The organism is Streptomyces sp. NPDC006326 (assembly GCF_040612915.1).
Taxonomy (GTDB): Bacteria; Actinomycetota; Actinomycetes; order Streptomycetales; family Streptomycetaceae; genus Streptomyces.
This window is the reverse complement of sequence record NZ_JBEXRC010000017.1, coordinates 60,066-84,683: the sequence shown is the minus strand read 5'-3', so window position 1 is coordinate 84,683 and position 24,618 is coordinate 60,066. Positions and strand designations below refer to the sequence as shown.

Genomic DNA, 24,618 nt, shown 5'->3' with positions numbered 1-24,618 from the left:
GTAAACCCCGTGGCGTCGTAAACCCCGTTGCGTCAGGCCTTGGCCAACGCAAAATCGATTGCCCCGGACCGGCCCGGAAGGCGAACCTTGCACGGTTTGGACCACTCGACCGTCATGGGGCGCCATGCAGATCAGCGATCTTCCGTATCCGGATCCCGGGGTACCCGACGCCCGCTCCGGCCCGCGCTTCCTCGTGTGGCTGGGGCGCGGCCAACTCGGCGGACAGGCCAAGAGCCTGTGCTGGGGGCTGCTGCACTTCTGCGGCGTCGCCGGACTGCCGTACGCGGTGGGCCTGGGCGTCGACGCGGTCGTGGAGCGCGACGCCTCCCGGCTGCTGCTGGTCGGCGGGCTGCTGCTCGTGCTCGGCGCCGCGATCTCGGTGGGCGACACCATGCTGCACCGGACCGCCGTCACCAACTGGATCACCGCAGCGGCCCGCGTACAGCAGCTGCTCGCCCGCAAGACCGCAGAGCTCGGATCCGCCCTGACCCGGCGCGTCGCGGCCGGCGAGGTCGTGGCGGTTTCCACGGGTGACGTGGAGCGGATCGGCTGGTTCGTCGAGGCGGTCTCGCGCTTCCTCGCCGCCGCCTTCTCCGTCGTCGCGATCTGTGTCGGCCTCCTGTTCTACGCGCCCGCGATCGGCGTGGTCGTGGCGATCGGCGTCCCCGTACTGGCCCTGTCGGTACTGCCGCTGCTGCCGCGCGCCACCCGGCGCGCCGACGTCCAGCGCGAGAAGGCGGGCAAGGCCACCGAACTGGCGTCCGACACCGTGGCGGGCCTGCGGGTCCTGCGCGGCATCGGCGGTGAGGAACTCTTCCTCGGCCGCTACCGCGAGGCCTCGCAGGACGTGCGCGAGGCCGCCGTGCGCAGCGCCCGGATGTGGGCGCTGATCTCGGCGATCCAGGTGCTGCTGCCCGGAGCGCTGCTGATCACCGTGGTCTGGTACGGCTCGGCGCTCGTGCTGGACGGCAGGCTGGCGGTCGGTGAACTCGTCGCCGCCTTCAGCGCCGTGGCCACGATGCTCTACCCGCTGCGGCACTTCGAGGAGATCGCGATGGCGTACTCCTTCTCCCGGCCCGCCGCCCGGCGGGCCGCCAGGGTCCTGGAGCTGACGCGTACGGACGCCGCCGAGCCGGCGGCCCCCGCGCAGGCCCCGGCCGCGGGCGGCGACCTGTACGACCCGGTGACCGGGCTGCTGGCCCCGGCGGGGCGGTTCACCGCCGTGGTGTGCGGGGACCCGGACCTGGCGGGCCGGCTCGCCGAACGCCTCGGCGGCCACCCCGCGGACGGCAGCGGTCCGGCCGAGGGGGCGTCGGTGCGGCTCGGCGGGGTCGCGCTGGACGACCTCGCGCTGGACACCGCGCGCACGCTGGTCCTCGTACAGGACAAGGAACCGGTGCTGCTGTCGGGGACGCTGCGCGAACTGTTCGACGTACCGGCGTCCGGGGCGGTCGGGCCCGCTGCGGCGCTCGCCGCCGCCCAGTGCGCGGACGTCCTCGACGCGCTGCTGCAGTCGGCGCCGGACGGCGTAGACGACCCGATGGACGCAAGGATCACCGAGCGCGGCCGGTCGCTGTCCGGCGGGCAGCGCCAGCGGCTGGCCCTGGCCCGCTCCCTGGCGACCGACCCGGAGGTACTGGTCCTGGACGAGCCGACCTCGGCGGTGGACTCGCACACCGAGGCGCGGATCGCCGACGGGATCGCCGCGCTGCGGGCGGGGCGCACGACGGTGGTCCTCGCCTCCTCGCCGCTGCTGCTGGACCGCGCCGACCGGGTCGTCCTGATCCACGAGGGCGCGGTCGCGGCGAGCGGTACGCACCGGGCGCTGCTGCGCGCGGAACCGCTGTACCGGGAGGTCGTCACCCGGGAGACCGACGAGGAGCGGCGGCTCGCCCGCGTGGAGATCGTCCGGCTGGAAGAAGCACTCACAGAGATCGAGGAATCAGCATGATCGGCGTGGCGCCGCCGGAACACGATCCGGCGGCTCCCGAATCGGCCGCCACCCTGCCCGTGGGCACGCCGGCGACCGTACGGGGTTATGTGCGCGGCCTGCTGCGGCGGCACCGGCGGGCCTTCGTGGTGCTGGTGACCGTCAACGCGGTCGCGGTGATCGCCTCCATGGTCGGCCCCCATCTGCTGGGCCGGGTCGTGGACGAGCTCGCGGCGGGGTCGCGCGAACTCCATCTGGGGCGCGTGGCGCTGCTGTTCGCGCTGGCGCTCGCCGTGCAGACCCTGTTCGTGCGGCTGGTGCGGCTGCGCGGGGCCATGCTCGGCGAGGAGATGCTCGCCGACCTGCGCGAGGACTTCCTGGTGCGGTCGGTGGGGCTGCCGCCGGGCGTGCTGGAGCGGGCGGGCACCGGTGACCTGCTGTCCCGGATCACCACCGACATCGACCGGCTGGCCAACGCGATGCGGGAGGCCGTGCCCCAGCTGGCCGTCGGGGTGGTCTGGGCCGGGCTGCTCTTCGGGGCGCTCACCGTGACGGCGCCGCAGCTGGCGCTGGCCGTGGTGGTGGCGCTTCCGGTACTCGTGTGCGGCTGCCGGTGGTACTTCCGCAGGGCTCCCTCGGCGTACCGGTCGGAGGCGGCGGGGTACGCGGCCGTCGCGGCGGCGCTCACCGAGACGGTGGACGCGGGGCGCACGGTCGAGGCGCACCGCCTGGGGCCCGGCCGGATCGCCCTGTCGGAACGCCGGATCAAGGAGTGGACGGCGTGGGAGCGGTACACGCTGTTCCTGCGTACGGTCCTGTTCCCGGTCATCAACGTCACCTACGTGACGATCCTCGGCGCGGTGCTCATGATCGGCGGCTACTGCGTGCTGCGCGGCTGGATGTCGGTGGGGCAGCTGACCACCGGTGCGCTGCTGGCGCAGATGCTGGTCGACCCGATCGGCCTGATCCTGCGCTGGTACGACGAGCTCCAGGTCGCCCAGGTCTCGCTGGCCCGGCTGGTGGGGGTGCGGGAGATCGAGCCGGACGCGGGCGACGGCGCCATCGCCCCGGCCGGGCGGGAGGTGCGGGCCGACGCGGTCCGGTTCGGCTACCGGGAGGGCGTGGACGTCCTGCACGAGGTGTCGATGTCCGTGCCCCCAGGGACCCGGATGGCGCTGGTGGGCCCCTCGGGCGCGGGCAAGTCCACCCTGGGCCGGCTGCTGGCGGGCATCTACGCGCCGCGGACCGGCGAGGTGACCCTGGGCGGGGCCAGGCTCTCGCACATGCCGGCGGAGCGGGTCCGGGAGCAGGTGGCGCTGGTGAACCAGGAGCACCACGTGTTCGTGGGCACGCTGCGGGACAACCTGCGGCTGGCCCGTACCGGAGCGGGGGACGCGGAGCTGTGGGCCGCCCTCGGCGCGGTCGACGCGGACGGCTGGGCCCGGGCCCTGGAAGCGGGCCTGGACACCGAGGTCGGCTCCGGCGGGACGGCACTAACCCCGGCGCAGGCCCAGCAGATCGCGCTGGCGCGGCTGGTGCTGGCCGATCCGCACACGCTGGTGCTGGACGAGGCCACCTCCCTGCTGGACCCGCGCGCCGCCCGCCACCTGGAGCGCTCACTGGCCCGGGTCCTGGACGGCCGTACGGTCATCGCCATCGCCCACCGCCTGCACACGGCCCACGACGCGGACGTGATCGCGGTCGTCGAGGGCGGCCGGATCAGCGAGCTCGGCTCGCACGACGAGCTGGTCGCCGCGGACGGCGCGTACGCGGCTCTGTGGCGGTCCTGGCACGGCTGACGGCAGTACGGCGTACGGGGCTGTACGGAGGGCGGCGCCCGCGGAGGTCCGAGGGTCAGATGAACCCGAGGGCGGAGGCACCGCCCACGCCGCCGAGCAGCATGAACACGGGCATGAGGAGCTTGAGCTCGACCCAGCTGCCCGCCCGGAAGCGCATCCCCTTCGGCGGGCCGACGGGGTACCAGCGCTTCCCGGCGATCGGGAGGGGCCACAGGATCGGGCAGCCCGAGACGGTCAGGGCGTCGCCGACGTCGTGGACCAGGGCGCCGAGGACGACGGGCAGGCCCAGCCACAGGTACTCCTGGCCCGGACCGGTGAACAGCCAGCCGGCCCCGTTGCCCGGCTGGTCGAGCACGTCGGCCAGGATCCAGGCGCTGGTGGCGCCGAGCAGCCAGACGAGCACGTCGCTGGACATCCGGGCGGCCCGCCACAGCAGGCCTTCCACGGCGAGCACCAGGTGGACGAAGAGCAGGACGAGCACGCCCCAGCGGTCGGTGGTGGCGGCGAGCACCGAGGAGCCGGCACCGATGAGGACGGCCCAGAGCCAGGTGTGCGTCAGGGTGCGGTGGCCGCCGCTGCGGCGGGCGTCCTTCGGCGCCCGGGTGGCCTTGTAGACGGCGTAGGACATCTTGTCGACCACCTGGCACAGTCCGCGGGACAGCGGCCCGAAGGCGCGGGAGATCGTCGCCGACTTGTGGTCGAGGTCGGGTGCGAGGGCCGCGCCGGCGCAGATGAGCGCGCCGACGACGAGGACCGGCCAGGGCATCGGGTGCCCGATGGCAGCGGCTGCCGCTCCGACCCCCAGCCAGGCTGCCGCCCCGGACAGTGAGTGCGCCGGACCCATCATGGTCGTTCCCCGCCCCAGTCGTGTGGTGGTCGGGCCCCGTTGACGGTGTCGATCGGGCCCGGTCAACGGCACAGCGTACCGGCGATGATCTTCGATCCTTCCGCCGGTTCCCTCATCCGGGGGGAAGCCAGGCAAGATGGGGGGTGTGACCCTCATTGATCAGCTCCCGCCCGACGCCGACCCCGACGCCCTCTTCGAGGCTTTCTCCTCGTGGGCGGAGGATCAGGGCATCACCCTGTACCCGGCTCAGGAGGAGGCGCTGATCGAGGTCGTCTCCGGAGCGAACGTGATCCTGTCCACTCCGACCGGCTCCGGCAAGAGCCTGGTCGCGGCCGGCGCTCACTTCACCGCGCTCGCCCAGGACAAGGTCACCTTCTACACCGCGCCGATCAAGGCGCTGGTCTCGGAGAAGTTCTTCGACCTGTGCAAGCTGTTCGGCACGGAGAACGTCGGCATGCTGACCGGCGACGCATCGGTCAACGCCGACGCCCCGGTGATCTGCTGCACCGCGGAGGTGCTGGCCTCCATCGCCCTGCGCGACGGCAAGTACGCCGACATCGGCCAGGTCGTGATGGACGAGTTCCACTTCTATGCCGAGCCGGACCGCGGCTGGGCCTGGCAGATCCCGCTGCTGGAGCTCCCGCAGGCGCAGTTCGTCCTGATGTCCGCGACCCTCGGCGACGTGAAGCGCTTCGAGGAGGACCTCACCCGGCGCACCGGCCGCCCGACCTCGGTGGTCCGCTCCGCGACCCGGCCCGTCCCGCTGTCGTACGAGTACGTCACCACGCCCATCACGGACACCATCACCGAGCTGCTGGAGACCCGGCAGGCTCCGGTCTACATCGTGCACTTCACGCAGGCCCAGGCGGTCGAGCGGGCACAGTCGCTGATGAGCATCAACATGTGCACCCGCGAGGAGAAGGACAAGATCGCCGAGCTGATCGGCAACTTCCGCTTCACCACCAAGTTCGGCCAGAACCTCTCGCGCTACGTGCGGCACGGCATCGGCGTGCACCACGCGGGCATGCTGCCCAAGTACCGGCGGCTGGTGGAGAAGCTGGCCCAGGCCGGACTGCTGAAGGTGATCTGCGGTACCGACACCCTCGGCGTCGGCGTCAACGTCCCGATCCGCACGGTGCTGTTCACCGCGCTCACCAAGTACGACGGCAACCGGGTGCGGACCCTGCGCGCCCGGGAGTTCCACCAGATCGCCGGCCGGGCCGGACGCGCCGGCTTCGACACGGCGGGCTTCGTGGTCGCCCAGGCGCCCGAGCACGTCATCGAGAACGAGAAGGCGCTCGCGAAGGCGGGCGACGACCCGAAGAAGCGCCGCAAGGTGGTGCGCAAGAAGGCCCCCGAGGGCTTCGTCGCCTGGTCGGACACCACCTTCGAGAAGCTCATCGCCGCCGACCCGGAGCCGCTCACCTCCCGCTTCAAGGTCACCAACATCATGCTGCTGTCGGTCATCGCCCGGCCGGGCGATGCCTTCCAGGCCATGCGCCACCTGCTGGAGGACAACCACGAGCCGCGCAAGGCCCAGCTGCGCCACATCCGCCGGGCCATCGCGATCTACCGCTCGCTGCTGGACGGCGGCGTGGTCGAGAAGCTCGACACCCCCGACGCGGAGGGCCGCACCATCCGGCTCACGGTCGACCTCCAGCAGGACTTCGCACTGAACCAGCCGCTGTCCACCTTCGCCCTGGCCTCCTTCGACCTGCTCGACCCCGAGTCCCCCTCCTACGCGCTCGACATGGTCTCGGTCGTGGAGTCGACGCTGGACGACCCGCGCCAGATCCTGGCCGCCCAGCAGAACAAGGAACGCGGCATCGCCGTGGGCGCGATGAAGGCCGACGGGATCGAGTACGAGGAGCGGATGGAACGGCTCCAGGACGTCACCTATCCCAAGCCGCTCGAAGAACTCCTCCTGCACGCCTACGACGTGTACCGCAAGAGCCACCCGTGGGTCGGCGACCACCCGGTCTCCCCGAAGTCGATCATCCGCGACATGTACGAACGCGCGATGACCTTCACCGAGTTCACCTCCTTCTACGAACTCGCCCGCACCGAGGGGATCGTGCTGCGCTACCTGGCCGGCGCGTACAAGGCGCTGGACCACACCATCCCCGACGACCTGAAGTCCGAGGACCTCCAGGACCTCATCGCGTGGCTGGGCGAACTCGTCCGCCAGGTCGACTCCAGCCTGCTCGACGAGTGGGAGCAGCTGGCGAACCCGGAGGTGGAGACGGCGGAGGAAGCCCAGGACAAGGCCGACCAGGTCAAGCCGGTCACCGCGAACGCGCGCGCCTTCCGGGTCCTGGTCCGCAACGCCATGTTCCGCCGGGTGGAGCTGGCGGCCCTGGACCACATCGACGAGCTGGGCGAGCTGGACGGCGAGTCGGGCTGGGACGCCGACGCGTGGGGCGAGGCCATGGACGCCTACTGGGACGAGTACGACGACCTGGGCACCGGCCCCGACGCGCGCGGACCGAAGCTGCTGCAGATCGAGGAGGACCCGGCGCACGGCCTGTGGCGCGTCCGCCAGACCTTCGCGGACCCGGCCGGGGACCATGGCTGGGGTATCAGCGCCGAGGTCGACCTCGCGGCGTCCGACGAGGAGGGCCGGGCCGTCATCCGGCTGACCTCGGTCGGCGAACTCGGCGTGCTCTGAGCCCTCCCGGACTCCGTCCGGGCGGGCCCCCCACCCGCCAGCGACCGGCCCTGCCGGGCCCGACAGTGGAGAACCCCTGATGACGAACCCCGCCGAGAGACTGGTCGATCTGCTCGACCTGGAGCAGATCGAGGTCAACATCTTCCGCGGCGCCAGCCCGCAGGAATCCCTCCAGCGGGTCTTCGGCGGGCAGGTCGCCGGCCAGGCCCTGGTGGCCGCCGGCCGCACCACCGAGAGCGACCGCCCCGTCCACTCCTTGCACGCGTACTTCCTGCGCCCCGGCATCCCCGGGGTGCCGATCGTGTACCAGGTGGAGCGGGTGCGCGACGGGCGGTCCTTCACCACCCGGCGCGTCACCGCGGTCCAGCAGGGCAAAACGATCTTCAATTTGACCGCCTCCTTCCACCATCCGGAGCAGGGCAGCATCGAGCACCAGCTGCCCCCTCGCCTCGATTTCCCCCACCCGGACACGCTCCCGAAGGTCGTCGACGAGATCCGCGAGCACTTGGGCGCCCTGCCCGAGGCCCTGGAGCGGATGGCCCGCCGCCAGCCCTTCGACATCCGGTACGTGGACCGGCTCCGCTGGACCCCCGAGGGGCTCAAGGACGCCGATCCGCGCAGCGCGGTGTGGATGCGCGCGGTCGGCCCGCTGGGCGACGATCCGCTCGTGCACACCTGCGCCCTCACCTACGCCAGTGACATGACCCTCCTCGACGCCGTGCGCATCCCCGTGGAACCGCTGTGGGGCGTGCGCGGTTTCGACATGGCCTCCCTCGACCACGCCATGTGGTTCCACCGGCCCTTCCGCGCGGACGAGTGGTTCCTGTACGACCAGGAGTCACCCATCGCGCACGGCGGCCGGGGCCTGGCCCGGGGCCGCATCTACGACCTGGAGGGCAGGCTGCTGGTCTCCGTGGTCCAGGAAGGCCTCTTCCGCCCGTATCCCCCGTCCGCGTCGGCCGAGCCGAACCCGAAGAACTGAGCAGACATGACCTCCCCGGCCCTCCCCTGTCCCTGCGGGCTGCCCGCCGCCTATCCGCAGTGCTGCGGCCGCTTCCACTCCGGTGAGCGGCAGGCGCCCACCGCTGAGCTGCTGATGCGCTCCCGCTTCAGCGCCTTCGCCGTCGGCGACACCGCCTACCTGCTGCGCTCCTGGCACCCGGACACCCGCCCCGGCCGGCTCGACCTGGATCCCGGACAGCGCTGGGTGCGACTGGAGGTCCTCGCCACCGAGCGCGGCGGGATGTTCGACACGCAGGGTTCAGTGGAGTTCCGGGCGCATTACCGCGAGGGCGGGCACACCGGTTCCCTGCACGAGCACAGCAGCTTCACCCGGGAAGGCGGGGACTGGGTCTACGTCGGCCCCCTCTCCCCGGTCGACTTCGACTGACCGCGTGCCCCGGTCAGCGCGAAGTCCAGGCTGGTGCGGTACCAGTCGACCTCGTCCGGCGGCCCGGCCCGCAGCAGCCCCGCAGCCACGACCGCGGCGGCCGGGATCTGCGGATGCCCGTACGGCGGGGGCGGGGCCAGCGCGGCGAGCATGATCCGCTCCGCCGGGTCGGGCACGGCCCCGCGCACCTCCTCCTCCGGGAGCACCGAGGCCAGGACGGCAGCCCGCTCCCAGGGATCGGCGGTTCGTCTCAGCAACAGCCCCACATGCCGGGCGCGCCATGCCCGCGGGCGCAGATCCGCCCTGGCCTCCATCAGCTCCCGGTCCCCCGGTGGCGCGCTCCCCCGCAGCATCCCGGGCTCCCGGGCGGCGAACTGCCTCAGCTCCTCTGCGAGATAGAGCCACACCACCGCCCGGTAGCGGTTGATCCGGTAGCCGACCGGGGTCAGGTGCCCGCACCGCGCCAGCCGGGTGAACCGGCCCGGGCTGATGCCCAGTACGGCTCCCGCGGCCTCCGCGCCGGCGACGGTCTCGACCTGCGCGCGAAGGGCCTGCGGGAAGCCTTCGGCCGCTTTGACCCGGTCCAGCTCGGCCTGCGCATAACCTGCGCTCCCCCCGCGCACCGACGGCTCGGCACGTACGAGCCCCAGCTGCACGGCTCGGGCGAACTCGCTGCGGCTGAGCCCCAGTTCCCCGGCGGCCCGGGCCCCGCCCACGGCCGGCGCCGGCGGCGCGTCCGCCCGTACGCCCTGGGCGGCTTCCACTGCAACCTTCATGACGGCCCTCCCCCACGTGTGGCGATCGCGTATGGCGATCACTCTGTGTGAAGACCGTAACTCAGTGCCACGACAGCCTGCCAGGCCTGTGGATAACTCCGCCGGGCACCCCCGGCCTCAGCCTCCGGTGACCCGCCGTTCCGCCACGCCCAGATGCTCGCCGACCCGGTTGACCAGCAGCGTCATCTCGTACGCGACCTGACCGATGTCCGCCTCGGCGGCGCTGAGGACGCACAGGCAGCTCCCCGCGCCGGCCGCCATGACGAACAGGACGCCTTCGTCGTACTCGACCATGGTCTGGCGCACTTCGCCGGCCCGGAAATGCCGTCCCGAGCCCTTCGCCAGGCTCTGCAGACCCGCCGCCACGGCCGCCAGGTGCTCCGCGTCCTCCCGGGCCAGCCCGGCGCTCGCGCCCGTCACCAGGCCGTCGTTGGACAACACCACCGCGTGCCGGACCTGCTGGACCCGGCGCGTGAGGTCGTCCAGGAGCCAGTCGAGCTGCTTGTCCAGTGCCATGTCGAGCCCCTCCCCGTCGACGCCGCCGCCGTGGCCGCGCCCCGCCCCGCGTAGTAGTGCCCGCCAGCCTTCCCCACCAGCGGCTTTGGGGCAAGGACGATGTCCTCATGGCGGGGAAGATGACGCAAGAGGCGTGCGCGGGCCGGTTCACACGGAACCGGCCTGCGGCTCCACCGAGTCCAGCAGTCGGGCGGTGTGCACCCTGCCCGCGTATTCGACCAGCCTGATCAGCACTTCCTTGCCCGAGTCCTTGTCCCGCGCGTCGCACAGCACCACCGGTGTCCCGTGCTCCAGGTCCAGCGCCCGCGCCACCTCGTGCGCCCCGTAACCGCGCGCGCCGGTGAAGCAGTTGACGGCCACCAGGAAGGGGATCCGGCGGTGCTCGAAGTAGTCCACCGCCGGGAAGCAGTCCTCCAGCCGCCGGGTGTCGGCGAGCACGACCGCTCCCAGAGCACCCTGGGACAGCTCGTCCCACAGGAACCAGAACCGGTCCTGGCCCGGCGTCCCGAACAGGTAGAGCGCCAGCCCGGAACGGATGGTGATCCGCCCGAAGTCCATGGCCACCGTCGTGGTCGTCTTCTGCGCCACGCCGTCGGTGTCGTCGACCGTCTCGCCCGCCTCGCTGAGCAGTTCCTCCGTCCGCAGGGGCCGGATCTCGCTGACCGCGCCGACCAGCGTGGTCTTGCCGACGCCGAAGCCGCCCGCCACGAGAATCTTCAGCGCGAGGGAAGCCAGTTCACCGTCCGCCCCGGCCCCGGTTCCGTCCTCGTGTCCCATCACAGCGCTCGCAATCCCTCGATGACTTCACGCAGAATCCGCTCGTCCGGCAGCCGGGCCGGCGGCACCGGCCGGCTCACCTTGACGTGCCCCGCCTCCAGCAGGTCCCCGAGCAGCACCCGCACCACGCCGACGGGCAGGTCCGCGTCGGCGGCGAGTTCCGCCACCGACTGGGTCTCGGACCGGCAGAGCCCGAGCAGTGCCCGGTGCTCGGGGCCGAGCAGCGACTCCGCCGCAGGATCCGTGCCCCCGGGGTCCACGACGACCAGCGCGATCAGGTCGAACCGGACTCCGTGGGGTCCCGGCCTCGTCCGTCCGCCCGTCATCGCGTACGGGCGGACGAGCGGGCCCGCGTCGGCGTCGTACCACTGGCCTTCCATGTGCCGGACCGCCGCCTCAGCCCGCGGCCGGCGGCCGCGCCGCGAAGCGGGGCGGGGTGTAGAGGTGCTCGCCGACGCGCTTCACCAGCCGGGCCATCTCGTAGGCGATCAGCCCGATGTCGGCGCCGGCGGCGCTGAGCACGGCCAGGCACGAACCGTCCCCGGCGGCGGCGACGAAGAGGAAGCCCTCGTCCATCTCCACCATCGTCTGGCGCACGCCCCCGGCGTGGAAGTGCCGGCCCGCTCCCTTGGCCAGACTGTGGAAGCCGGAGGCGACGGCCGCGAGGTGTTCCGCGTCCTCACGGCTGAGTGCGCTGGAAGCGCCCACCGCCAGGCCGTCGTTGGACAGGACCACGGCGTGCCGGACCTCGCGGACCCGGACCACCAGGTCGTCCAGCAGCCAGTCCAGTTCGCCGGACCGGCGCCCGCCGTCGAGGCTGCCGCTCCTGTGGTGTTCGATCATCGCTGCTCTCCTTCGCCGCCCGCGTGGGCGGAGTTCTCCTGGGCCCCGCGGGCCCAGCCGGCCCGGTAGGCCGCCATACGGTCCCGGGCCTGCTCCGGGCTGCACCCCGGCGCGTCCGCCTCGGGGAGGTGTGGTCCCGCCTGCTCGCCGGCGGCGGGGGCCTCGCGCAGCTGCGGGACCAGGCTGGCCTGCCGTACGCGGCGGGGCAGTTCGTCCGCCGCTGCCGGAGCCGGTGCCGATCCCGGTCCCTGTCCCGAGGGGGTACGGGGAGCAGCGCCGCCGGGGCCGCGCGGGCGCAGCGGTGCCACGGAGGCGGGGCGGTGCTGTTCCTCCCGTACGACCGTCATCACGGGCGCGGGCGCAGGGGCCGGCGCGGGGGCGGGAGCAGGCGGCTGCGACAGCGCCGCGGCCGGTTCCGGCCGTTGCGCCGGGGCCGCCGCCGTGCCAGGTGTCGCGGCCGTGCCCGAGGGGCCCGAAGGGCCGGCGGAACCGGCCGCCAGCGCGCCCTGGAGCAGGGAGTTCGGCAGCAGCACCACCGCGGTGGTGCCCCCGTACGGTGACGTGCGCAGGTGCACCTTCACCCCATGCCGGGCGGCGAGCCGGCTGACCACGAACAGTCCGAGCCGGTCGCTGTCGAAGAGGTCGAGCGCCTCTGACTGTTCGATGCGGCGGTTGGCCTCGTGGAGGGTTTCGGGGCCCATGCCGAGCCCCCGGTCCTCGACCTCCAGCACGTATCCGGCGCCGACGGGCTCGCCGCTGACGTGGACCTTGGTGTGCGGCGGCGAGAACTGGGCGGCGTTCTCGATGAGTTCGGCGAGCAGATGCGTGAGGTCGGCGACCGCCCCGCCGATGACCGCCGCCTCGGCCAGCTGCCGGACCTCGATCCGCGGATAGTCCTCGATCTCCGAGACGGCGGCCCGTACGACATTGGTCAGCGGCACGGGCATCCGCCAGGCCCGCCCCGGGGCCGCGCCCGACAGGATGATCAGGCTCTCGGCGTGCCGGCGCATCCGCGTCGTGAGGTGGTCGAGGCGGAACAGGTCGCCGAGCTCACCCGGGTCGTCGGTGCGCCGCTCCATCGAGTCGAGCAGGGCGAGCTGCTTGTGCACCAGGACCTGGCTGCGCCGGGCGAGGTTGACGAAGACCCCGCTCACCCCGCTGGCCAGCTCGGCCCTCTCGACGGCGGCGCCGAGGGCCGCCCGGTGGACGGTCGCCAGCGCCGCGCCGACCTGGGTGATCTCGTCGTCGGCAACCGGTCCCGGCGGGGTCTCGGCGTCGACGTCGATCTCCTGGCCGGCGCGCAGCCGGTCCATGGCGGACGGGAGTTTGCGGTGGGCGATCTCCAGGGCGGTGTTGCGCAGGGAGACGAGCTCGACGACGAGGGCGCGCCCGATGCGTACGGAGATGACGAGGGAGGCGGCGACCGCGGCCAGGCCCAGCACCACGGCGGCTCCGGCCGGGCTGAGCGCCCCCCGGGCGAAGGGGTCGCTGCGGGACACCGCGGCGGTGTGCGCCGCCTCCTCGATCTCCCGGATCGAGCGGCTGACGCCGGTGTACGCGGCGTCCCATCCCGCGGGCGCGCCGCGGACGTCCTTGGCGGCTCCGGCCGTCTGCACCCGGTCCTCGGCCGCGGTGACTTCGGCGTAGGCGGCGCTCTTGGCGACGGACTGCCAGGCGTCCTGCTGGGCGGCGGGCAGGTCGGCGGTGGAGCTCGCGATGAGGGCGCGGCGGGTCTCGATGACCGCGGTGAGACGCCGAAGCGCTTCGGCCGTACGCGGGCCCGGCACCGTCAGCAGCGCGTCCTCCCGTGCGAGCAGTTCGCCGGCGCGGGCGAATTCGAGCAGGACGCGGGCGTCCGGGCCGAGCTCGGCCCGTTCACCGCCGGCGAGGGAACCGCTGACGGCCAGGGCGGTGTCGAGGACGTGGGTGTACGTCTCGTAGGCCGCGTCGGGGGTGGCGCGGCGGTCGGCGATCTCCTTGCGGGCGGACCCCAGTCCCTCGGCGGCGGCGACGAAGGCGTCGAGGCGGACGACGACCTCGCTGCGGTAGTCGCCGGATTCGGCCACGGTGTGGCGGTCGCCGAGGCGCAGCCGCGCCACGGCGGCGTCGGTGCGGCGCGACTGCTGCTCCAGGGAGCCGTCCTGGCCGGCGGCGGGGTCGGTCAGGTGGCGCAGGGCGGCGCGCCGTTCGGCCTGGAGCTCGGTGACGGCTGCGGTGACAGGGGTGCGGACCTGGGCGTCGACCCGCTGGACCCGGCCGAGCCGGGCGATCTCCTGGGCGGTGCTGACGGTGGCGAAGCCCCAGAGCGCGAGCAGCGAGACCACCGGCACCATCAGGAGGGAGACGATCTTTGCGCGGACGGTCCGGGGCCGCAGTCCCCGCCGCGGACCGGCTGCCGGGGCGCCACCGGGGGTGCGGGCGCTGCCGGCGGCGGGGGCGCTGCCGGCGGCGGGGGCGCTGCCGGCGGCGGGGGCGCTGCCGGCGGCGGGCGGCGCGTGTCCGCTCTCCGGCGCCGCGTCCTGCCTCACCGCGCCCTCTCTCTCCGCGGCGTACTGCTCCGCCGCCCGTGCTTCGTCGGCGGGCGGTCCGGCATGGGCCCGGCGCCCGCGCACCGGCGGCGCGGGCAGCTGCTGCGGCGCCGCCGCTGCCGGTTGTCTGCGGGGTATGCGCATGGGTCCTCGTTCCTGCGGTCCTGGTCGGGCGTCAGCGGGCGGGCAGGGGCGGCACGGCCTGCTCGCCTAGGTGCCGGGCGGCCGAGGCGGAGGCGGCGCGTTCGTCGGCCGTCGGGGACAGCGCGACGAAGGCCGAGGTGATGAAGAGGTAGGAGCCGAGCCCGACCGCGAGCGGGAAGATGAACTGCATGGCGGTGGCGCCGGGCAGCGCGTGGTCGGACGGCGTGACGCGGACGGCGACGGCCATCATCCCGGTGTAGTGCATGCTGCTGACGGCGGCGCCCATGACGAGGGAGGCCACGGCGACGGCGACCGGTGACTTGATGTTGAGCGCGGCCCAGAGGGCGGCGGTGGCCGCGACCACCGCGATGGCGACCGAGAGGCCGACCGTGGGCGGGGCGTAGGTGATCCTGCCGTGCAGGCGCAGGGCGGCCATGCCGAGGTAGTGCATGCTCGCGACGCCGAGGCCTGTGGTGAGTCCGCCGAGGACGAGGGCGCGGCCGCGGTTCCTGCCGTAGCCGACGGCGAAGACACCGGAGCCGACGACCAGCACGGCGACGAGCAGGCTGAGGATCGTCAGCGGCACGTTGTAGTGGATCTCGGTGCCGGTGACCTCGAAGCCGAGCATGGCGACGAAGTGCATCGTCCAGATGCCGGTGCCGATGGCGGAGGCCGCCGTGAGGAGCCAGTTGCGGCGCGAGGAGCCGGTGGCGGCGAGCGCGCGTACGGTGCAGCGCAGTCCGAGGGCGGCACCGATCGATGCCATCACATAGGAGAGTACGGGGGTCAGCCAGCCGTAGGCCGCGTGGTCGAGGTGTCCCATGGCCCCGGGACGCTAGTCCGGGTGAGGCCACGAACAAGGGGAGCATTTCGAAAGACGCTGGAACTGCTGGAATATGACAGAGATACGTTCGCCTTCGATCGCGCCGCATGCCACCTTGCCCACGGGCCGCACGCGCGGGACGGGCGGGCCGGGTGGAACGGCGACGCCGTGGGGGATCATGTCCACATGAGCGAGGACCACACGCACGTGCAGGACTTCTTCGGTGCGCGCGCCGCCGACTGGGACCGGAAGTTCCCCGACGACGGGCCGGCCTTCGAGCGCGCCGTGGCCGAGTTCGGGCTGCGGGCCGGGGACCGGGTGCTCGACGCGGGGTGCGGGACCGGGCGGGCACTGGCCGCCCTGAGGGCCGCTGTCGGCCCGACGGGTACGGTGCTCGGCGCCGACCTCACCGCGCAGATGCTGTCCGCGGCGCAGCGGGCCGGGCGGGCTGCCGACGGCGCGCTGCTGCTGGCCGATGTGGCCCGGCTGCCGCTGCGCGACGGGGTGCTGGACGCGGTGTTCGCGGCGGGCCTGATCGCCCACCTGCCGGACCCGGGGGCGAACCTGGGGGAGCTGGCCCGCGTGGTGCGCCCGGGCGGCCGGCTCGCGCTGTTCCATCCGATCGGGCGGGCGGCCTTGGCCGCCCGGCACGGCCGCGCGCTGACGCCTGACGACCTGCGCGCGGAGCACAACCTCCGCCCGCTGCTGGCCCGTTCGGGCTGGCGGATGACCTCGTACGCCGACGAGGACACCCGCTTCCTGGCCCTCGCGGTCCGTCAGGGCTGAAGCCCGCGGGACTCCCGGATCACATCGGGGGCTGGGCCTCGGCCCCCGCCGGCCGGCGGGGGTGCGGCACGGGGCATCCCCCCGGGCCGGGCACGGGGAAGGTGCCGAGCTCGCCCACGTCGTAGCCGTGCGGGTAGCCCTTGATCTCCGGGTTCTGGCGGGCGTAGTGCGGGGCCCTGCGCGGGGGCAGGAGCCGCACCGCGCGGCCGCGCAGCCGCAGGGCTCCCCGGACGAGCCGCCGGACCCGGGGGTGGGGGCGCTCGAAGCGGAAGGCGTCCAGCAGCGGCTCGTCGAGCAGGGCGAGGCTCGCCCCGCGGACGGCGGGGGCGAGCGGGGCCGGGTACCAGGAGGCCATCAGGCCGAGGGTGGATTCGGCGACCTCGCGGCCGCCCTCGTCCCAGCCGAAGTGGGACTTCTCGTAGGCGTCCATCGTCTCCTCGAACTCCGCGTAGGAGCCGGGAATGTCCTTGATGCCCAGGTGTCGGCCGAGGGTGGCGTAATAGTTCGCCGAGGCCCGGCGCTCGTGGTGGGTCATCGCGCGCCAGCCGTACGCGTCCAGCCAGCGCGCCGGAATCACCACGAAGGTGCACAGGACGTAGCGCATGTCCTCGTTGCCGATGTCGTAGCTGCGGTGCATCTGGTTGACGCGGCGGATCGCCGTACGCGCGGTCTCGCTCTCGAAACCGTGCTCCACGACGGCGTCGAGCAGCAGCGCCGTGTCGTCGTAGCGTTTCTGCGGGCGCTCGGTGAACTCTGCGGTCGCCGCCAGCAGGCGGCCGATGCTCGGGACGGCATACGTCCGGAAGAGTGCGAGTTCCAGGGCCCGGGTGAAGTCCCAGGGAAATTCGTACGTGGCGGTGAGCCGGTAGATGGTGAGGAAATCCTCGTCGGGATCGAGCCGGAGGATCTCCCTCAGCCGGTCGTAACGCTGCACCGGGGTGTCCCTTTCTGTGGCGGGTCCCCAACTCTACGTGCAGGTAGCGGGCTTGGAAATCGCCGCCCGCAGGCTCTCGACGCAGGGGTTACCCGCTGGTTAGGGTGCGCCGACGACAGAGCGACCGGGAGGCTACGTGTCCGACGATGAGGGCGGCGGCTCGCTCTACGTGCTGACCGCCGTGCTGCTGACCCCCGCCCAGTTTCCGGGCATCCTCGGGGACGACTTCCCCGAGGCCTGCGCGCTGCTGGGCGTACCGCCGGCGCCGGACGGCTACGGGCTGGTGCTGGGCCAGGACGAGGAGGGGGCCCGTTGGACGGTCGTCGTCGACGACGTCTCGCTCGTGGCCACGGCGATCGCCTCCTGGGACTGCGGCATGGACTACGACCTGTCCCCCGACGAGCGGACGATCGTGGTCTCGCTGGCCGGCTGGCCGCTGGACCTGTCGGTGGCGACGCCCGGCATCCCGGAACCGCACGATCCCGAGCAGGGTGCCGACGGGACCGGCCGGGTGCCGCTGGCGCCGCCCTCCGCGGAGGTGTGGGGATCCGTCCAGCGGAGGATGGGTGCGGATCAGATCGCCCGGGAGTGGTCCGACTGGCGCGAGCGGGTCGCGACGGACGGCGGGGCGGCGGCCGCGGCGCACCCCGGGCTCGCGCGGGCGCTGAAGGAAGCGGTGGAGTACACGCAGAGCCCGCCGCCGCCCGGGCGGGTGCGTTCCTCCTTCGCGGCAGAGGGCGCGCGGACACTGCGGGTGGACGGGCCCGGGTGGTCTTTGGTGGCCCGTACCGACGGCGCGGCCTTCGTCCTGCTCGACGAGGAGCCGGGTGAGGTCCTGCCGGTGCCCCGCGTGAGCGATCATGGGCTGCCGGAGCTTCAGGAGCTGCTGGCGGCGCTGGACCGCGTCGCCGTGCGCCCGGCCTGAACACGAGGGGGACATGGTGCGGGGAGACGCGGGTCAGGGAGTCGGGATGCAGGGGTACGGGGCGCCGGTGCAGGTCGAGCCGGTGGGTGTGGTGGTCGGAGGACGCGCCGAGGTCGTCGACGACGACTGGGGGAAGGAGACGGCCGTGATCCGCCTGGACGCGGAGCGGTTCGGCCCGGAGGCGCTGTACGGGCTGGCCGACTTCTCGCACATCGAGGTGCTGTACCACTTCGACCGGGTGCCGGTGGAGAAGATCGAGACGGGCGCCCGCCACCCCCGCGGCAACGAGGAGTGGCCGCTGGTCGGGATCTTCGCCCAGCGCGGCAAGAACCGGCCCAACAGGCTGGGGCTCTCGCGGTGCCGGGTGGTGAAGGTGGACGGACTCGACGTGCACGTGGAGGGTCTGGACGCTGTCGACGGCACCCCGGTCCTGGACCTGAAGCCGTACATGGCCGAGTTCGGCCCGCGGGGCGAACACCGCCAGCCCGAGTGGGCGACGGCGCTGATGCGCGACTACTACTGACCCAGCTGCTTCCTCGATATGCCCCGCAGTCGGCGCCGCTGGGAGGAGTCGAGCAGCAGATAGGCGCCCAGCGGTACTCCGACGAGGACCAGCAGGCCGGCCCAGAAGCCGACCGCCCAGAACAACACGACCGCTGCCGCGACTCCGGCAACCGCCACCTTCCCGCTCTTGGACATCTGCGGACACCTCCACCCTTGGTCGACCGTTACCCCCTCAACGCGCGACCGCACCGCCGCGTTCCCGGCCGCTGCGTTCCCGACCGCTGTGATCCGGCGCCGACTGGCCGACGTACGGCTTGTCGGGGCGCGGGGCCGGGACGAGGATGGGGCGCTCCGGGCAGCGCGGCACCACGGGAGGCCGGCATGGGGAATCCGTCGGTGGCGCTGCCGGGCGGGGCCGATCCCGCCGAACGCACCCGCGTACTGCGGCGGGCCCATGCCGCGTTCACGCAGGACGGGCGGGTCGACGCTCCCGTCCGCGCCGTGATCGCGAAGTCCTGGCAGCGCTGCGCCCGGGTCCGGGTCAGCCCGGAGTGCACACCTCGGGTGGAACTGTCGGGGGCGGAGCTGCGTTCCTACCGCGCGCAGCACCCGCTGGCCCCCGTGATGCCCGTGGTCCGGGAACTGGTGGGGGCGTTCGCCGAGCACGGGGCGCATCTGCTCGCGGTGTGCGATGCCCGGGGCAGCCTGCTGTGGGTGGAGGGCGAGGCGGCCACGCTGCGCCGGGCGGAAGACCTGGGCTTCGTGCCGGGTGCCCGCTGGGCGGAGACCGCGATGGGGACCAACGCGCCCGGCACGGCGGTCGCGCTCGGGCAGCCGGTCCAGGTCTTCGGCGCGGAGCACTTCAGCCGCCCCGTCCACCCCTGGACCTGCGCGGCGGCCCCGGTCCGCGATCCCCGCACCGGGCAGGTCCTCGGCGCGGTGGACATCACCGGCGGCGACGGCCTGGCCCATCCGCATTCCCTCGCCCTCGTCCAGGCGGTGGCCCGGGCGGCCGAGGCCCGGTTGGCGCTGCTCGCGCCGGATCCTCCGGCTGCCGGGGACACGCTCACCGCCCTCGGCCGGGACGAGGCCCTGCTGGTCGGCGGCGGTCGCAGGATCCGCCTGGGGCGGCGGCACAGCGAGATCACGGCCCTGCTCGCGCAGCACCCCGAAGGGTTGTCCGGTGAGGAGCTCACCCTCGCGCTCTACGAGGACGAATCGGTGTCACCGGTGACCCTGCGCGCCGAGATGTCCCGCCTGCGCCACCTGCTGGGGGCCCGCGCCCCGCTGTCCCGCCCCTACCGGCTCGCCGCCCCGCTGGAGGCGGATTTCACGACGGTGGCCCGCCACCTGGCCGTCGGCGCCGTATCGGCGGCCCTGCACCGGTACGCGGGCCCGCTGCTCCCCGGGTCGACCGCGCCCGGGATCGTCCGGTTGCGCCGCCGGATCGAGGACCAGGCGCGGGCCGCCGTGATCGCCCGGGCCGACGTCGGGCTCCTGAAGGACTGGGTCTGTACGCCCTGGGGCGCGGAGGACCCGGAGGTGTGGCGGGCCCTGGCCGCGGCGCTGCCCGCCGCGGACCGCCCGGCCGCGCTGGCCCGCGTACGGTCCCTCGACAGGGAGCTCGGAGCGGACCCCGCGGCGGCCCGGCGCGGGCGCCGGCCGTAGGCCGTCGGCGGCCCGGCGGGCCACCCCGTACGACGGCCGCATCCGCAGCCGCGGGCCCCGGCGTGCAACGTATCCGCAACCTGCCGCCTCCTAGCCTCCTCCCGAGCGCTGTCCGACGGCGGCCGGCGCCCGGCCAAGGGGAGGACACCATGGCCCGGTACGCTGCGCCCGGCACGGAGGGGGCGCTCATGTCGTACGCGTCCCGCTACGACCACTTCATCGGCGGCGCGTACGTCGCGCCCGTCCGCGGCGGGTACTTCGAGAACCCTTCACCCGTCACCGGCCGGCCCTTCACCGAGGTCGCGCGCGGGACGGCGGAGGACGTCGAACGCGCCCTCGACGCGGCGCACGCGGCCGCGCCAGCCTGGGGGCGCACCCCGGCCGCCGAACGCTCCGCGGTCCTGCTGCGCATCGCGGACCGTATGGAGCAGCATCTGGAGGCGGTCGCGGTCGCGGAGACCTGGGAGAACGGCAAGCCGATCCGGGAGACCCTCGCCGCCGACCTGCCCCTCGCCATCGACCAGTTCCGCTATTTCGCGGGGGCCCTGCGGGCTCAGGAGGGCGCGCTCAGCCAGCTCGACGACGACACGGTGGCCTACCACTTCCACGAACCGCTGGGCGTGGTCGGCCAGATCATCCCGTGGAACTTCCCGATCCTTATGGCGGTGTGGAAGCTGGCCCCGGCGCTCGCGGCCGGGAACACGGTGGTGCTGAAGCCCGCCGAGCAGACCCCCGCCTCGGTGCACTACTGGCTGGGCCTGGTGGCCGACCTCCTGCCGCCGGGCGTGGTGAACATCGTCAACGGCTTCGGGGTGGAGGCGGGCAAACCGCTCGCCTCCAGTCCGCGCGTGGCGAAGATCGCCTTCACCGGGGAGACGTCCACCGGACGGCTGATCATGCAGTACGCGGCGGAACACCTGAAGCCCGTCACGCTCGAACTCGGCGGCAAGAGCCCGAACCTGTTCTTCGACGACATCTGGTCCGCCGACGACGACCTGCGGGACAAGGCGCTGGAGGGGTTCACCATGTTCGCCCTCAACCAGGGCGAGGTGTGCACCAGCCCGTCGCGCGCCCTGATCGAGGGCGGCCGGTACGGGGACTTCCTCGACGCTGCCGTGGCCCGCACGGAGCTGATCGTCCCGGGGCACCCCCTGGACACGGGGACGATGATCGGCGCGCAGGCCTCCGAGGAGCAGCTGAAGAAGGTCCTGTCCTATGTGGAGATCGGCCGCCAGGAAGGCGCGAAGATCCTGACCGGCGGCGGGCGGATCGACCACGGCGGCGATCTGGCGGGCGGCTTCTACGTACAGCCGACGATCTTCGAGGGCAACAACCGGATGCGCATCTTCCAGGAGGAGATCTTCGGCCCGGTCGTCTCCGTGACCCCGTTCGAGGACTTCGACGACGCCGTCCGCATCGCCAACGACACGGCGTACGGCCTGGGCGCAGGCGTGTGGACCCGCGACATCAACACGGCCTACCGCGCGGGCCGCGCGATCCAGGCGGGCCGCGTCTGGACGAACTGCTACCACGCCTACCCGGCCCACGCGGCCTTCGGCGGCTACAAGCAGTCGGGCATCGGCCGGGAGACCCACAAGATGATGCTGGAGCACTACCAGCAGACGAAGAACCTCCTCGTCTCGTACTCACCGAAGCGCCTCGGCCTCTTCTAGGAGAGCAGACCGGCGACGCCCCGAACCCGCCGCCGGACGCAGAGCGGGTGTGCGCGGGCGGGTCTCACCCATCACTCCCCCGTGGTGCACGGGGCGTCGGGGAGGGCGTTGGCGATGGCTCACTGGATCAGGTCGGTGTGCGGATGGTTCGGGTTCTGCGGGCAGACGTAGAGCTGCAGGCGGTTGCCCCGGGAAACCTGGACCTGGGGCGGGTTCGCCACATCGGCGTCATCGAGGGAGGTGAGTTCGTGGTCCTCCTGCGGCACCCAGCCCGTGTTGCTGCTGTCCCACTCGCTCGACGCGATGGTCAGCAGCGGGACCATCCCGACGCCACACGCGGTGCAGAACCGGGCGATGGGATCGGTGAGGCCCCAACGGGGCCAGCCCCCGACCTTCCAGCCCGGGGCCACGGACAGCTCGCTCCCGTAGTAGGAATCGGGGTAGGGCGCCCAGGAGCTGTCCACAGCGGCTCCGGCTGCCTGCCAGTTGCTCCAGTCCCCGAGCTGCTGCTGTAGCTCCTTGCTCAGGTCCATGAGATGGGGATACTCGGTGATCTGCTCCGGCCAGAGCACGCACGGCTCCGGTCTGTAGCCGTCGTACTCTTCCTCGATCGGCTCGGGCGGCTCGACGAGGACGTCGGTGACCTCTGCAGCGGACCGCCAGAACAGCGCAGTCGGAGGCTTGTAGTCCGGTTCGTGTTCGAAGGGGCACCACAACACCTGGAGCACGTCGGCCTGTCCGGGCGGTCGCAGGAGGGGTATGTCGCGCACGTACAGCTGGGCCACGGGCAGCATGGCGTTCAGCCCTTCTTCCAGCCATCCGTGTGGCTCTCCGCAGTACGGCCACGGCTCGTCGGCGGGCCACAGCAGTGGCCCGCCGACGGAACTGTCGTGCGGTGTCGGGGACCCGGGGCGGGGATGCAACCGGATCGCCGGACGTGCCAGCGGGGCCAGTTGAGGAAAGACCGCGGTGACGTCGACCGGCCGCGGCGGGGTGGTACGGCTCATTCTGGCTCCCGATGGCTCGAACTCAGGTGGGGTTGGTTTCCGAGGTTCAGCAGTCCGGGGTTCTTCTGGGTGTTGCGTCCGACCAGCCGGTGAGTCCCTCTTCGCGTGACTGCCCTCCACTGCCACCGTACCCAGGCCGGTGGGTGCGTTCGGCCAGGTCCGTGGTGGTGTGGGTGAACGGGCACGCCCGGTCGGAGATCTCGGGAGCCGGTGTCGCACACCGGTGTTGCGCTGCTGCATGGACGCACGTGTTGTCAGTGGCTGCGCTTACGGTCTTTGACATGGCGACACTTCCCAACGCTCTGCCCAGGCTGGCCACCGACCCGAGCGGCCGGTCCCTCGGCCTTCGGCTGCCCCCGGGGCGCCTCATAGGCGCGACCGACGAAGGGAGCCGGCCCGAGCCCCTGCTGTGGCGTGCCGACAAGCCGGCCGCTCCGGGAACCTGGTCCAAACTGGGCGCCCCGGCGGCGCGGGCCGGGCTGTTGCCCGTGCTCGTGGATCTCGGCGGATCGCAGGGCGGCCCGGAAGAGTGGGAGCTGAGGCCCGGCGAGGTGTCGTACCCGGGGGATCACGATCCCGACGAGGTGCTCGCCGAGTACTGGCAGGAGTACGCGCCGGAGGGCGAGGACTGGCCGGGGCTCGCCGAGAGCGGGGCGGTCGCCGCCTCGGCTGCGCCGGAGGTGCGGGCGGGCCGGACCGCGGACGCGCTGGCCGCCGGGCGCTCGTCCTGGTTCCGGGATCCGCATCTCGCGCTCGTACCCGCCCGCCGCAGCGCCGACATACCGGCGGCGATCGGCTGGGCGGGCCCCTTGAACCACGAGAACGACACCGCGCGCCTGTGCGCGGTACTGCGCTCATGGGAGGACCGCTTCGGCATACGGGTCGTCGGCCTCGGTTTCGACCTGCTCGTCGTGTCCGTGGCCGCCCCGCCCACCACGCTCGCATCGGCCGAGCGGATCGCGGCGGAGCACGTGGCGTTCTGCCCGGACAACGTCCTGCAGGGCGGACCCGGGACGCTGGAGGCGTACGCCGAGGAGCTCGTCCAGCAGGACAGCTGGACCTTCTGGTGGGACTGAGCGCCCAGCCCACCCACGTCCCACGCCGACGGATGCCCCCTGCCGAAGCGTCTCTTCCATCCCCGGGAAACACGTGTCCGACATACCAGCCACCTTCCACTCCCGCGTCAAACCCGTCGCCGACGACCCGACGATGCCGCAGAAGAGGTTCACCGCTGACTGCTCGCTGTGCGGCGAGCCCCTGATCCGCGGTCGGCACCGCTTCGTCACGTTGGGTTCGCAGCACGGCTGGCCCCTGGGCTGGCACCTCACGAGCGACACCACCACGTGCGTTCCCGGGATCGTCCCGAGGCCCGTAACCCTCGTGGCGCTGTCGAAGGGAGACCACATCCTGGGGCCGGACGGCCGGCCGCACGTCGTGCACGAGTGCACTCCTGTGGCGCGTGGTTACCGGCTCCACGCCATCAGCCCGGCGCCGGTGTACCTCGACCACGCCCACTTCTTCCTCGTCCCCGGCCCCAGGGAGTTCGACCGGCTCCGCGGCCGGGCGGACACCGCGCCGCCGGCCTTGGCGCCGACCGGCTTCCGGTTCCCCACCCACGACTCACTGCTCCTGACCGCGGACCGGATCGACGCACTCACGCCGGCCGACTTCGAGCTGTTCGTGGCGTCACTGCTCGAATACAGCGGCTGGAGCATCGTGCGGCGTGGTGGGCACGCCAACGACCGCGCGGCGGACGTTCTCGCCGTGGACCGGGAGGGCGTCTACGTTGCCGTCCAGTGCAAGCACACGAGCACCGGCAGAAGCAGCAACGTCGGCGCACCCACCATGTACCAGGTGAACGGAACAGCCCTTGCCGAACACGGTGCCACCGCGGCGCTGGTCGTGACCAACGGCGGTTTCACCAAGGACGCCCGATCCTTCGCGCAGCGCCACCGCATCCCGACCATCGACAGGAGAGCCCTGCTGCTCTGGGCCGGCCGGAAGGCGACCCTCCACGACCTACTCTCCTCGGCCGTCCAGGGGCGGACGTAGACGAACGCGAGGTGGTGTGCGGGCGTGC

The 24,618-nt window shown here is 72.9% G+C and carries 23 protein-coding genes; 12 read left to right on the top strand and 11 right to left on the bottom strand.

Features of this window, described 5'->3' with window-relative positions:
• The first annotated feature begins 124 nt into the window (after positions 1-124).
• Entirely contained in the window at positions 125-1,951 is a 1,827-nt protein-coding gene (locus tag ABZ128_RS15895) for an ABC transporter ATP-binding protein (protein ID WP_356848829.1), read from the top strand.
• The gene (locus tag ABZ128_RS15890) at positions 1,948-3,729 is read left to right on the top strand and encodes an ABC transporter ATP-binding protein (protein ID WP_356848827.1); all 1,782 of its coding nucleotides are present in this window, start codon (positions 1,948-1,950) and stop codon (positions 3,727-3,729) included. Before ABZ128_RS15895 ends, ABZ128_RS15890 begins: the two co-directional genes overlap by 4 nt.
• Positions 3,730-3,784: 55 nt before the next feature.
• On the opposite strand, the gene ABZ128_RS15885 is transcribed toward ABZ128_RS15890, so the two are convergent.
• Positions 3,785-4,576, bottom strand: coding sequence for a metal-dependent hydrolase (locus tag ABZ128_RS15885; RefSeq protein WP_356848826.1), 792 nt, complete (start codon positions 4,574-4,576; stop codon positions 3,785-3,787).
• Positions 4,577-4,721: 145 nt separating this feature from the next.
• Between ABZ128_RS15885 and ABZ128_RS15880 the strand changes: the two genes are divergently transcribed.
• The 3 genes from ABZ128_RS15880 to ABZ128_RS15870 all read left to right on the top strand — a co-directional run bounded on the left by ABZ128_RS15880 (position 4,722) and on the right by ABZ128_RS15870 (position 8,634).
• Positions 4,722-7,244, top strand: a complete 2,523-nt coding sequence (locus ABZ128_RS15880; RefSeq protein WP_356848824.1) for a DUF3516 domain-containing protein — start codon at positions 4,722-4,724, stop codon at positions 7,242-7,244.
• A gap of 79 nt (positions 7,245-7,323) precedes the next feature.
• Entirely contained in the window at positions 7,324-8,226 is a 903-nt protein-coding gene (locus tag ABZ128_RS15875) for an acyl-CoA thioesterase II (RefSeq protein WP_356848822.1), read from the top strand.
• A 6-nt stretch (positions 8,227-8,232) separates the two neighbouring features.
• Positions 8,233-8,634 carry a YchJ family protein gene (locus ABZ128_RS15870; RefSeq protein WP_356848820.1) on the top strand — a complete coding sequence of 134 codons (402 nt, stop codon included), beginning with the start codon at positions 8,233-8,235 and terminating at the stop codon, positions 8,632-8,634.
• On the opposite strand, the gene ABZ128_RS15865 is transcribed toward ABZ128_RS15870, so the two are convergent.
• From ABZ128_RS15865 to ABZ128_RS15835, 7 genes are all read right to left on the bottom strand, one after another.
• Positions 8,598-9,410, bottom strand: coding sequence for a DUF6397 family protein (locus tag ABZ128_RS15865; RefSeq protein WP_356848818.1), 813 nt, complete (start codon positions 9,408-9,410; stop codon positions 8,598-8,600). The two genes, ABZ128_RS15870 and ABZ128_RS15865, sit on opposite strands and share 37 nt — an antisense overlap.
• Before the next feature lie 117 nt (positions 9,411-9,527).
• Positions 9,528-9,926 (bottom strand): roadblock/LC7 domain-containing protein, encoded by a 399-nt coding sequence (locus tag ABZ128_RS15860; protein WP_356848817.1) that lies wholly within the window; start codon positions 9,924-9,926, stop codon positions 9,528-9,530.
• Between the two features lie 147 nt (positions 9,927-10,073).
• Entirely contained in the window at positions 10,074-10,703 is a 630-nt protein-coding gene (locus ABZ128_RS15855; protein WP_356848816.1) for an ATP/GTP-binding protein, read from the bottom strand.
• The gene (locus tag ABZ128_RS15850) at positions 10,703-11,083 is read right to left on the bottom strand and encodes a DUF742 domain-containing protein (protein ID WP_356848815.1); all 381 of its coding nucleotides are present in this window, start codon (positions 11,081-11,083) and stop codon (positions 10,703-10,705) included. The genes ABZ128_RS15855 and ABZ128_RS15850 overlap by 1 nt, the downstream gene beginning before the upstream one ends.
• Positions 11,084-11,099: 16 nt before the next feature.
• Positions 11,100-11,546, bottom strand: a complete 447-nt coding sequence (locus ABZ128_RS15845; protein WP_356848813.1) for a roadblock/LC7 domain-containing protein — start codon at positions 11,544-11,546, stop codon at positions 11,100-11,102.
• Positions 11,543-14,218, bottom strand: coding sequence for a nitrate- and nitrite sensing domain-containing protein (locus tag ABZ128_RS15840; RefSeq protein WP_356848812.1), 2,676 nt, complete (start codon positions 14,216-14,218; stop codon positions 11,543-11,545). Before ABZ128_RS15840 ends, ABZ128_RS15845 begins: the two co-directional genes overlap by 4 nt.
• Before the next feature lie 31 nt (positions 14,219-14,249).
• Positions 14,250-15,041, bottom strand: a complete 792-nt coding sequence (locus tag ABZ128_RS15835; protein WP_356848810.1) for an MHYT domain-containing protein — start codon at positions 15,039-15,041, stop codon at positions 14,250-14,252.
• 186 nt (positions 15,042-15,227) lie between these two features.
• Between ABZ128_RS15835 and ABZ128_RS15830 the strand changes: the two genes are divergently transcribed.
• Entirely contained in the window at positions 15,228-15,827 is a 600-nt protein-coding gene (locus tag ABZ128_RS15830; protein WP_356848809.1) for a methyltransferase domain-containing protein, read from the top strand.
• A 19-nt stretch (positions 15,828-15,846) separates the two neighbouring features.
• Here ABZ128_RS15830 and ABZ128_RS15825 read toward each other — a convergent pair whose 3' ends face one another.
• A complete protein-coding gene (locus tag ABZ128_RS15825; RefSeq protein WP_356848807.1) occupies positions 15,847-16,761 on the bottom strand; it encodes an oxygenase MpaB family protein in 915 nt (304 codons plus the stop codon).
• A gap of 136 nt (positions 16,762-16,897) precedes the next feature.
• On the opposite strand from ABZ128_RS15825, the gene ABZ128_RS15820 reads away from it, so the two are divergent.
• Both ABZ128_RS15820 and ABZ128_RS15815 read left to right on the top strand, forming a co-directional pair.
• On the top strand, positions 16,898-17,686 hold the full coding sequence (locus tag ABZ128_RS15820; protein WP_356848806.1) for a hypothetical protein: 789 nt from the start codon (positions 16,898-16,900) through the stop codon (positions 17,684-17,686).
• Between the two features lie 46 nt (positions 17,687-17,732).
• On the top strand, positions 17,733-18,209 hold the full coding sequence (locus ABZ128_RS15815; RefSeq protein WP_356848804.1) for an SAM-dependent methyltransferase: 477 nt from the start codon (positions 17,733-17,735) through the stop codon (positions 18,207-18,209).
• Here the strand turns inward: ABZ128_RS15815 and ABZ128_RS15810 are convergent.
• Positions 18,203-18,385, bottom strand: coding sequence for a hypothetical protein (locus tag ABZ128_RS15810; protein ID WP_356848803.1), 183 nt, complete (start codon positions 18,383-18,385; stop codon positions 18,203-18,205). The two genes, ABZ128_RS15815 and ABZ128_RS15810, sit on opposite strands and share 7 nt — an antisense overlap.
• Positions 18,386-18,571: 186 nt before the next feature.
• On the opposite strand from ABZ128_RS15810, the gene ABZ128_RS15805 reads away from it, so the two are divergent.
• Both ABZ128_RS15805 and ABZ128_RS15800 read left to right on the top strand, forming a co-directional pair.
• Positions 18,572-19,858 (top strand): GAF domain-containing protein, encoded by a 1,287-nt coding sequence (locus ABZ128_RS15805; protein WP_356848802.1) that lies wholly within the window; start codon positions 18,572-18,574, stop codon positions 19,856-19,858.
• A 149-nt stretch (positions 19,859-20,007) separates the two neighbouring features.
• Entirely contained in the window at positions 20,008-21,531 is a 1,524-nt protein-coding gene (locus tag ABZ128_RS15800; RefSeq protein WP_356848801.1) for an aldehyde dehydrogenase family protein, read from the top strand.
• A 119-nt stretch (positions 21,532-21,650) separates the two neighbouring features.
• Here ABZ128_RS15800 and ABZ128_RS15795 read toward each other — a convergent pair whose 3' ends face one another.
• Positions 21,651-22,538, bottom strand: coding sequence for a hypothetical protein (locus tag ABZ128_RS15795; protein ID WP_356848800.1), 888 nt, complete (start codon positions 22,536-22,538; stop codon positions 21,651-21,653).
• A gap of 281 nt (positions 22,539-22,819) precedes the next feature.
• Between ABZ128_RS15795 and ABZ128_RS15790 the strand changes: the two genes are divergently transcribed.
• Together ABZ128_RS15790 and ABZ128_RS15785 are read left to right on the top strand one after the other, a co-directional pair.
• Positions 22,820-23,614, top strand: a complete 795-nt coding sequence (locus tag ABZ128_RS15790) for a DUF4253 domain-containing protein (RefSeq protein WP_356848798.1) — start codon at positions 22,820-22,822, stop codon at positions 23,612-23,614.
• Between the two features lie 73 nt (positions 23,615-23,687).
• A complete protein-coding gene (locus tag ABZ128_RS15785; protein WP_356848796.1) occupies positions 23,688-24,590 on the top strand; it encodes a restriction endonuclease in 903 nt (300 codons plus the stop codon).
• Positions 24,591-24,618: the final 28 nt, after the last annotated feature.

What these genes read in the sequence shown, in the direction of transcription:
- ABZ128_RS15860 (WP_356848817.1), bottom strand. Translation starts at nt 9,926, where the DNA reads ATGGCACTGGACAAGCAGCTCGACTGGCTCCTGGACGACCTCACGCGC.
- ABZ128_RS15795 (WP_356848800.1), bottom strand. Translation starts at nt 22,538, where the DNA reads ATGAGCCGTACCACCCCGCCGCGGCCGGTCGACGTCACCGCGGTCTTT.
- ABZ128_RS15850 (WP_356848815.1), bottom strand. Translation starts at nt 11,083, where the DNA reads ATGGAAGGCCAGTGGTACGACGCCGACGCGGGCCCGCTCGTCCGCCCG.
- ABZ128_RS15790 (WP_356848798.1), top strand. Translation starts at nt 22,820, where the DNA reads ATGGCGACACTTCCCAACGCTCTGCCCAGGCTGGCCACCGACCCGAGC.
- ABZ128_RS15800 (WP_356848801.1), top strand. Translation starts at nt 20,008, where the DNA reads ATGGCCCGGTACGCTGCGCCCGGCACGGAGGGGGCGCTCATGTCGTAC.
- ABZ128_RS15895 (WP_356848829.1), top strand. Translation starts at nt 125, where the DNA reads ATGCAGATCAGCGATCTTCCGTATCCGGATCCCGGGGTACCCGACGCC.
- ABZ128_RS15830 (WP_356848809.1), top strand. Translation starts at nt 15,228, where the DNA reads ATGAGCGAGGACCACACGCACGTGCAGGACTTCTTCGGTGCGCGCGCC.
- ABZ128_RS15815 (WP_356848804.1), top strand. Translation starts at nt 17,733, where the DNA reads ATGCAGGGGTACGGGGCGCCGGTGCAGGTCGAGCCGGTGGGTGTGGTG.
- ABZ128_RS15810 (WP_356848803.1), bottom strand. Translation starts at nt 18,385, where the DNA reads ATGTCCAAGAGCGGGAAGGTGGCGGTTGCCGGAGTCGCGGCAGCGGTC.
- ABZ128_RS15805 (WP_356848802.1), top strand. Translation starts at nt 18,572, where the DNA reads ATGGGGAATCCGTCGGTGGCGCTGCCGGGCGGGGCCGATCCCGCCGAA.
- ABZ128_RS15870 (WP_356848820.1), top strand. Translation starts at nt 8,233, where the DNA reads ATGACCTCCCCGGCCCTCCCCTGTCCCTGCGGGCTGCCCGCCGCCTAT.
- ABZ128_RS15835 (WP_356848810.1), bottom strand. Translation starts at nt 15,041, where the DNA reads ATGGGACACCTCGACCACGCGGCCTACGGCTGGCTGACCCCCGTACTC.
- ABZ128_RS15855 (WP_356848816.1), bottom strand. Translation starts at nt 10,703, where the DNA reads ATGGGACACGAGGACGGAACCGGGGCCGGGGCGGACGGTGAACTGGCT.
- ABZ128_RS15890 (WP_356848827.1), top strand. Translation starts at nt 1,948, where the DNA reads ATGATCGGCGTGGCGCCGCCGGAACACGATCCGGCGGCTCCCGAATCG.
- ABZ128_RS15840 (WP_356848812.1), bottom strand. Translation starts at nt 14,218, where the DNA reads ATGCGCATACCCCGCAGACAACCGGCAGCGGCGGCGCCGCAGCAGCTG.
- ABZ128_RS15885 (WP_356848826.1), bottom strand. Translation starts at nt 4,576, where the DNA reads ATGATGGGTCCGGCGCACTCACTGTCCGGGGCGGCAGCCTGGCTGGGG.
- ABZ128_RS15865 (WP_356848818.1), bottom strand. Translation starts at nt 9,410, where the DNA reads ATGAAGGTTGCAGTGGAAGCCGCCCAGGGCGTACGGGCGGACGCGCCG.
- ABZ128_RS15875 (WP_356848822.1), top strand. Translation starts at nt 7,324, where the DNA reads ATGACGAACCCCGCCGAGAGACTGGTCGATCTGCTCGACCTGGAGCAG.
- ABZ128_RS15845 (WP_356848813.1), bottom strand. Translation starts at nt 11,546, where the DNA reads ATGATCGAACACCACAGGAGCGGCAGCCTCGACGGCGGGCGCCGGTCC.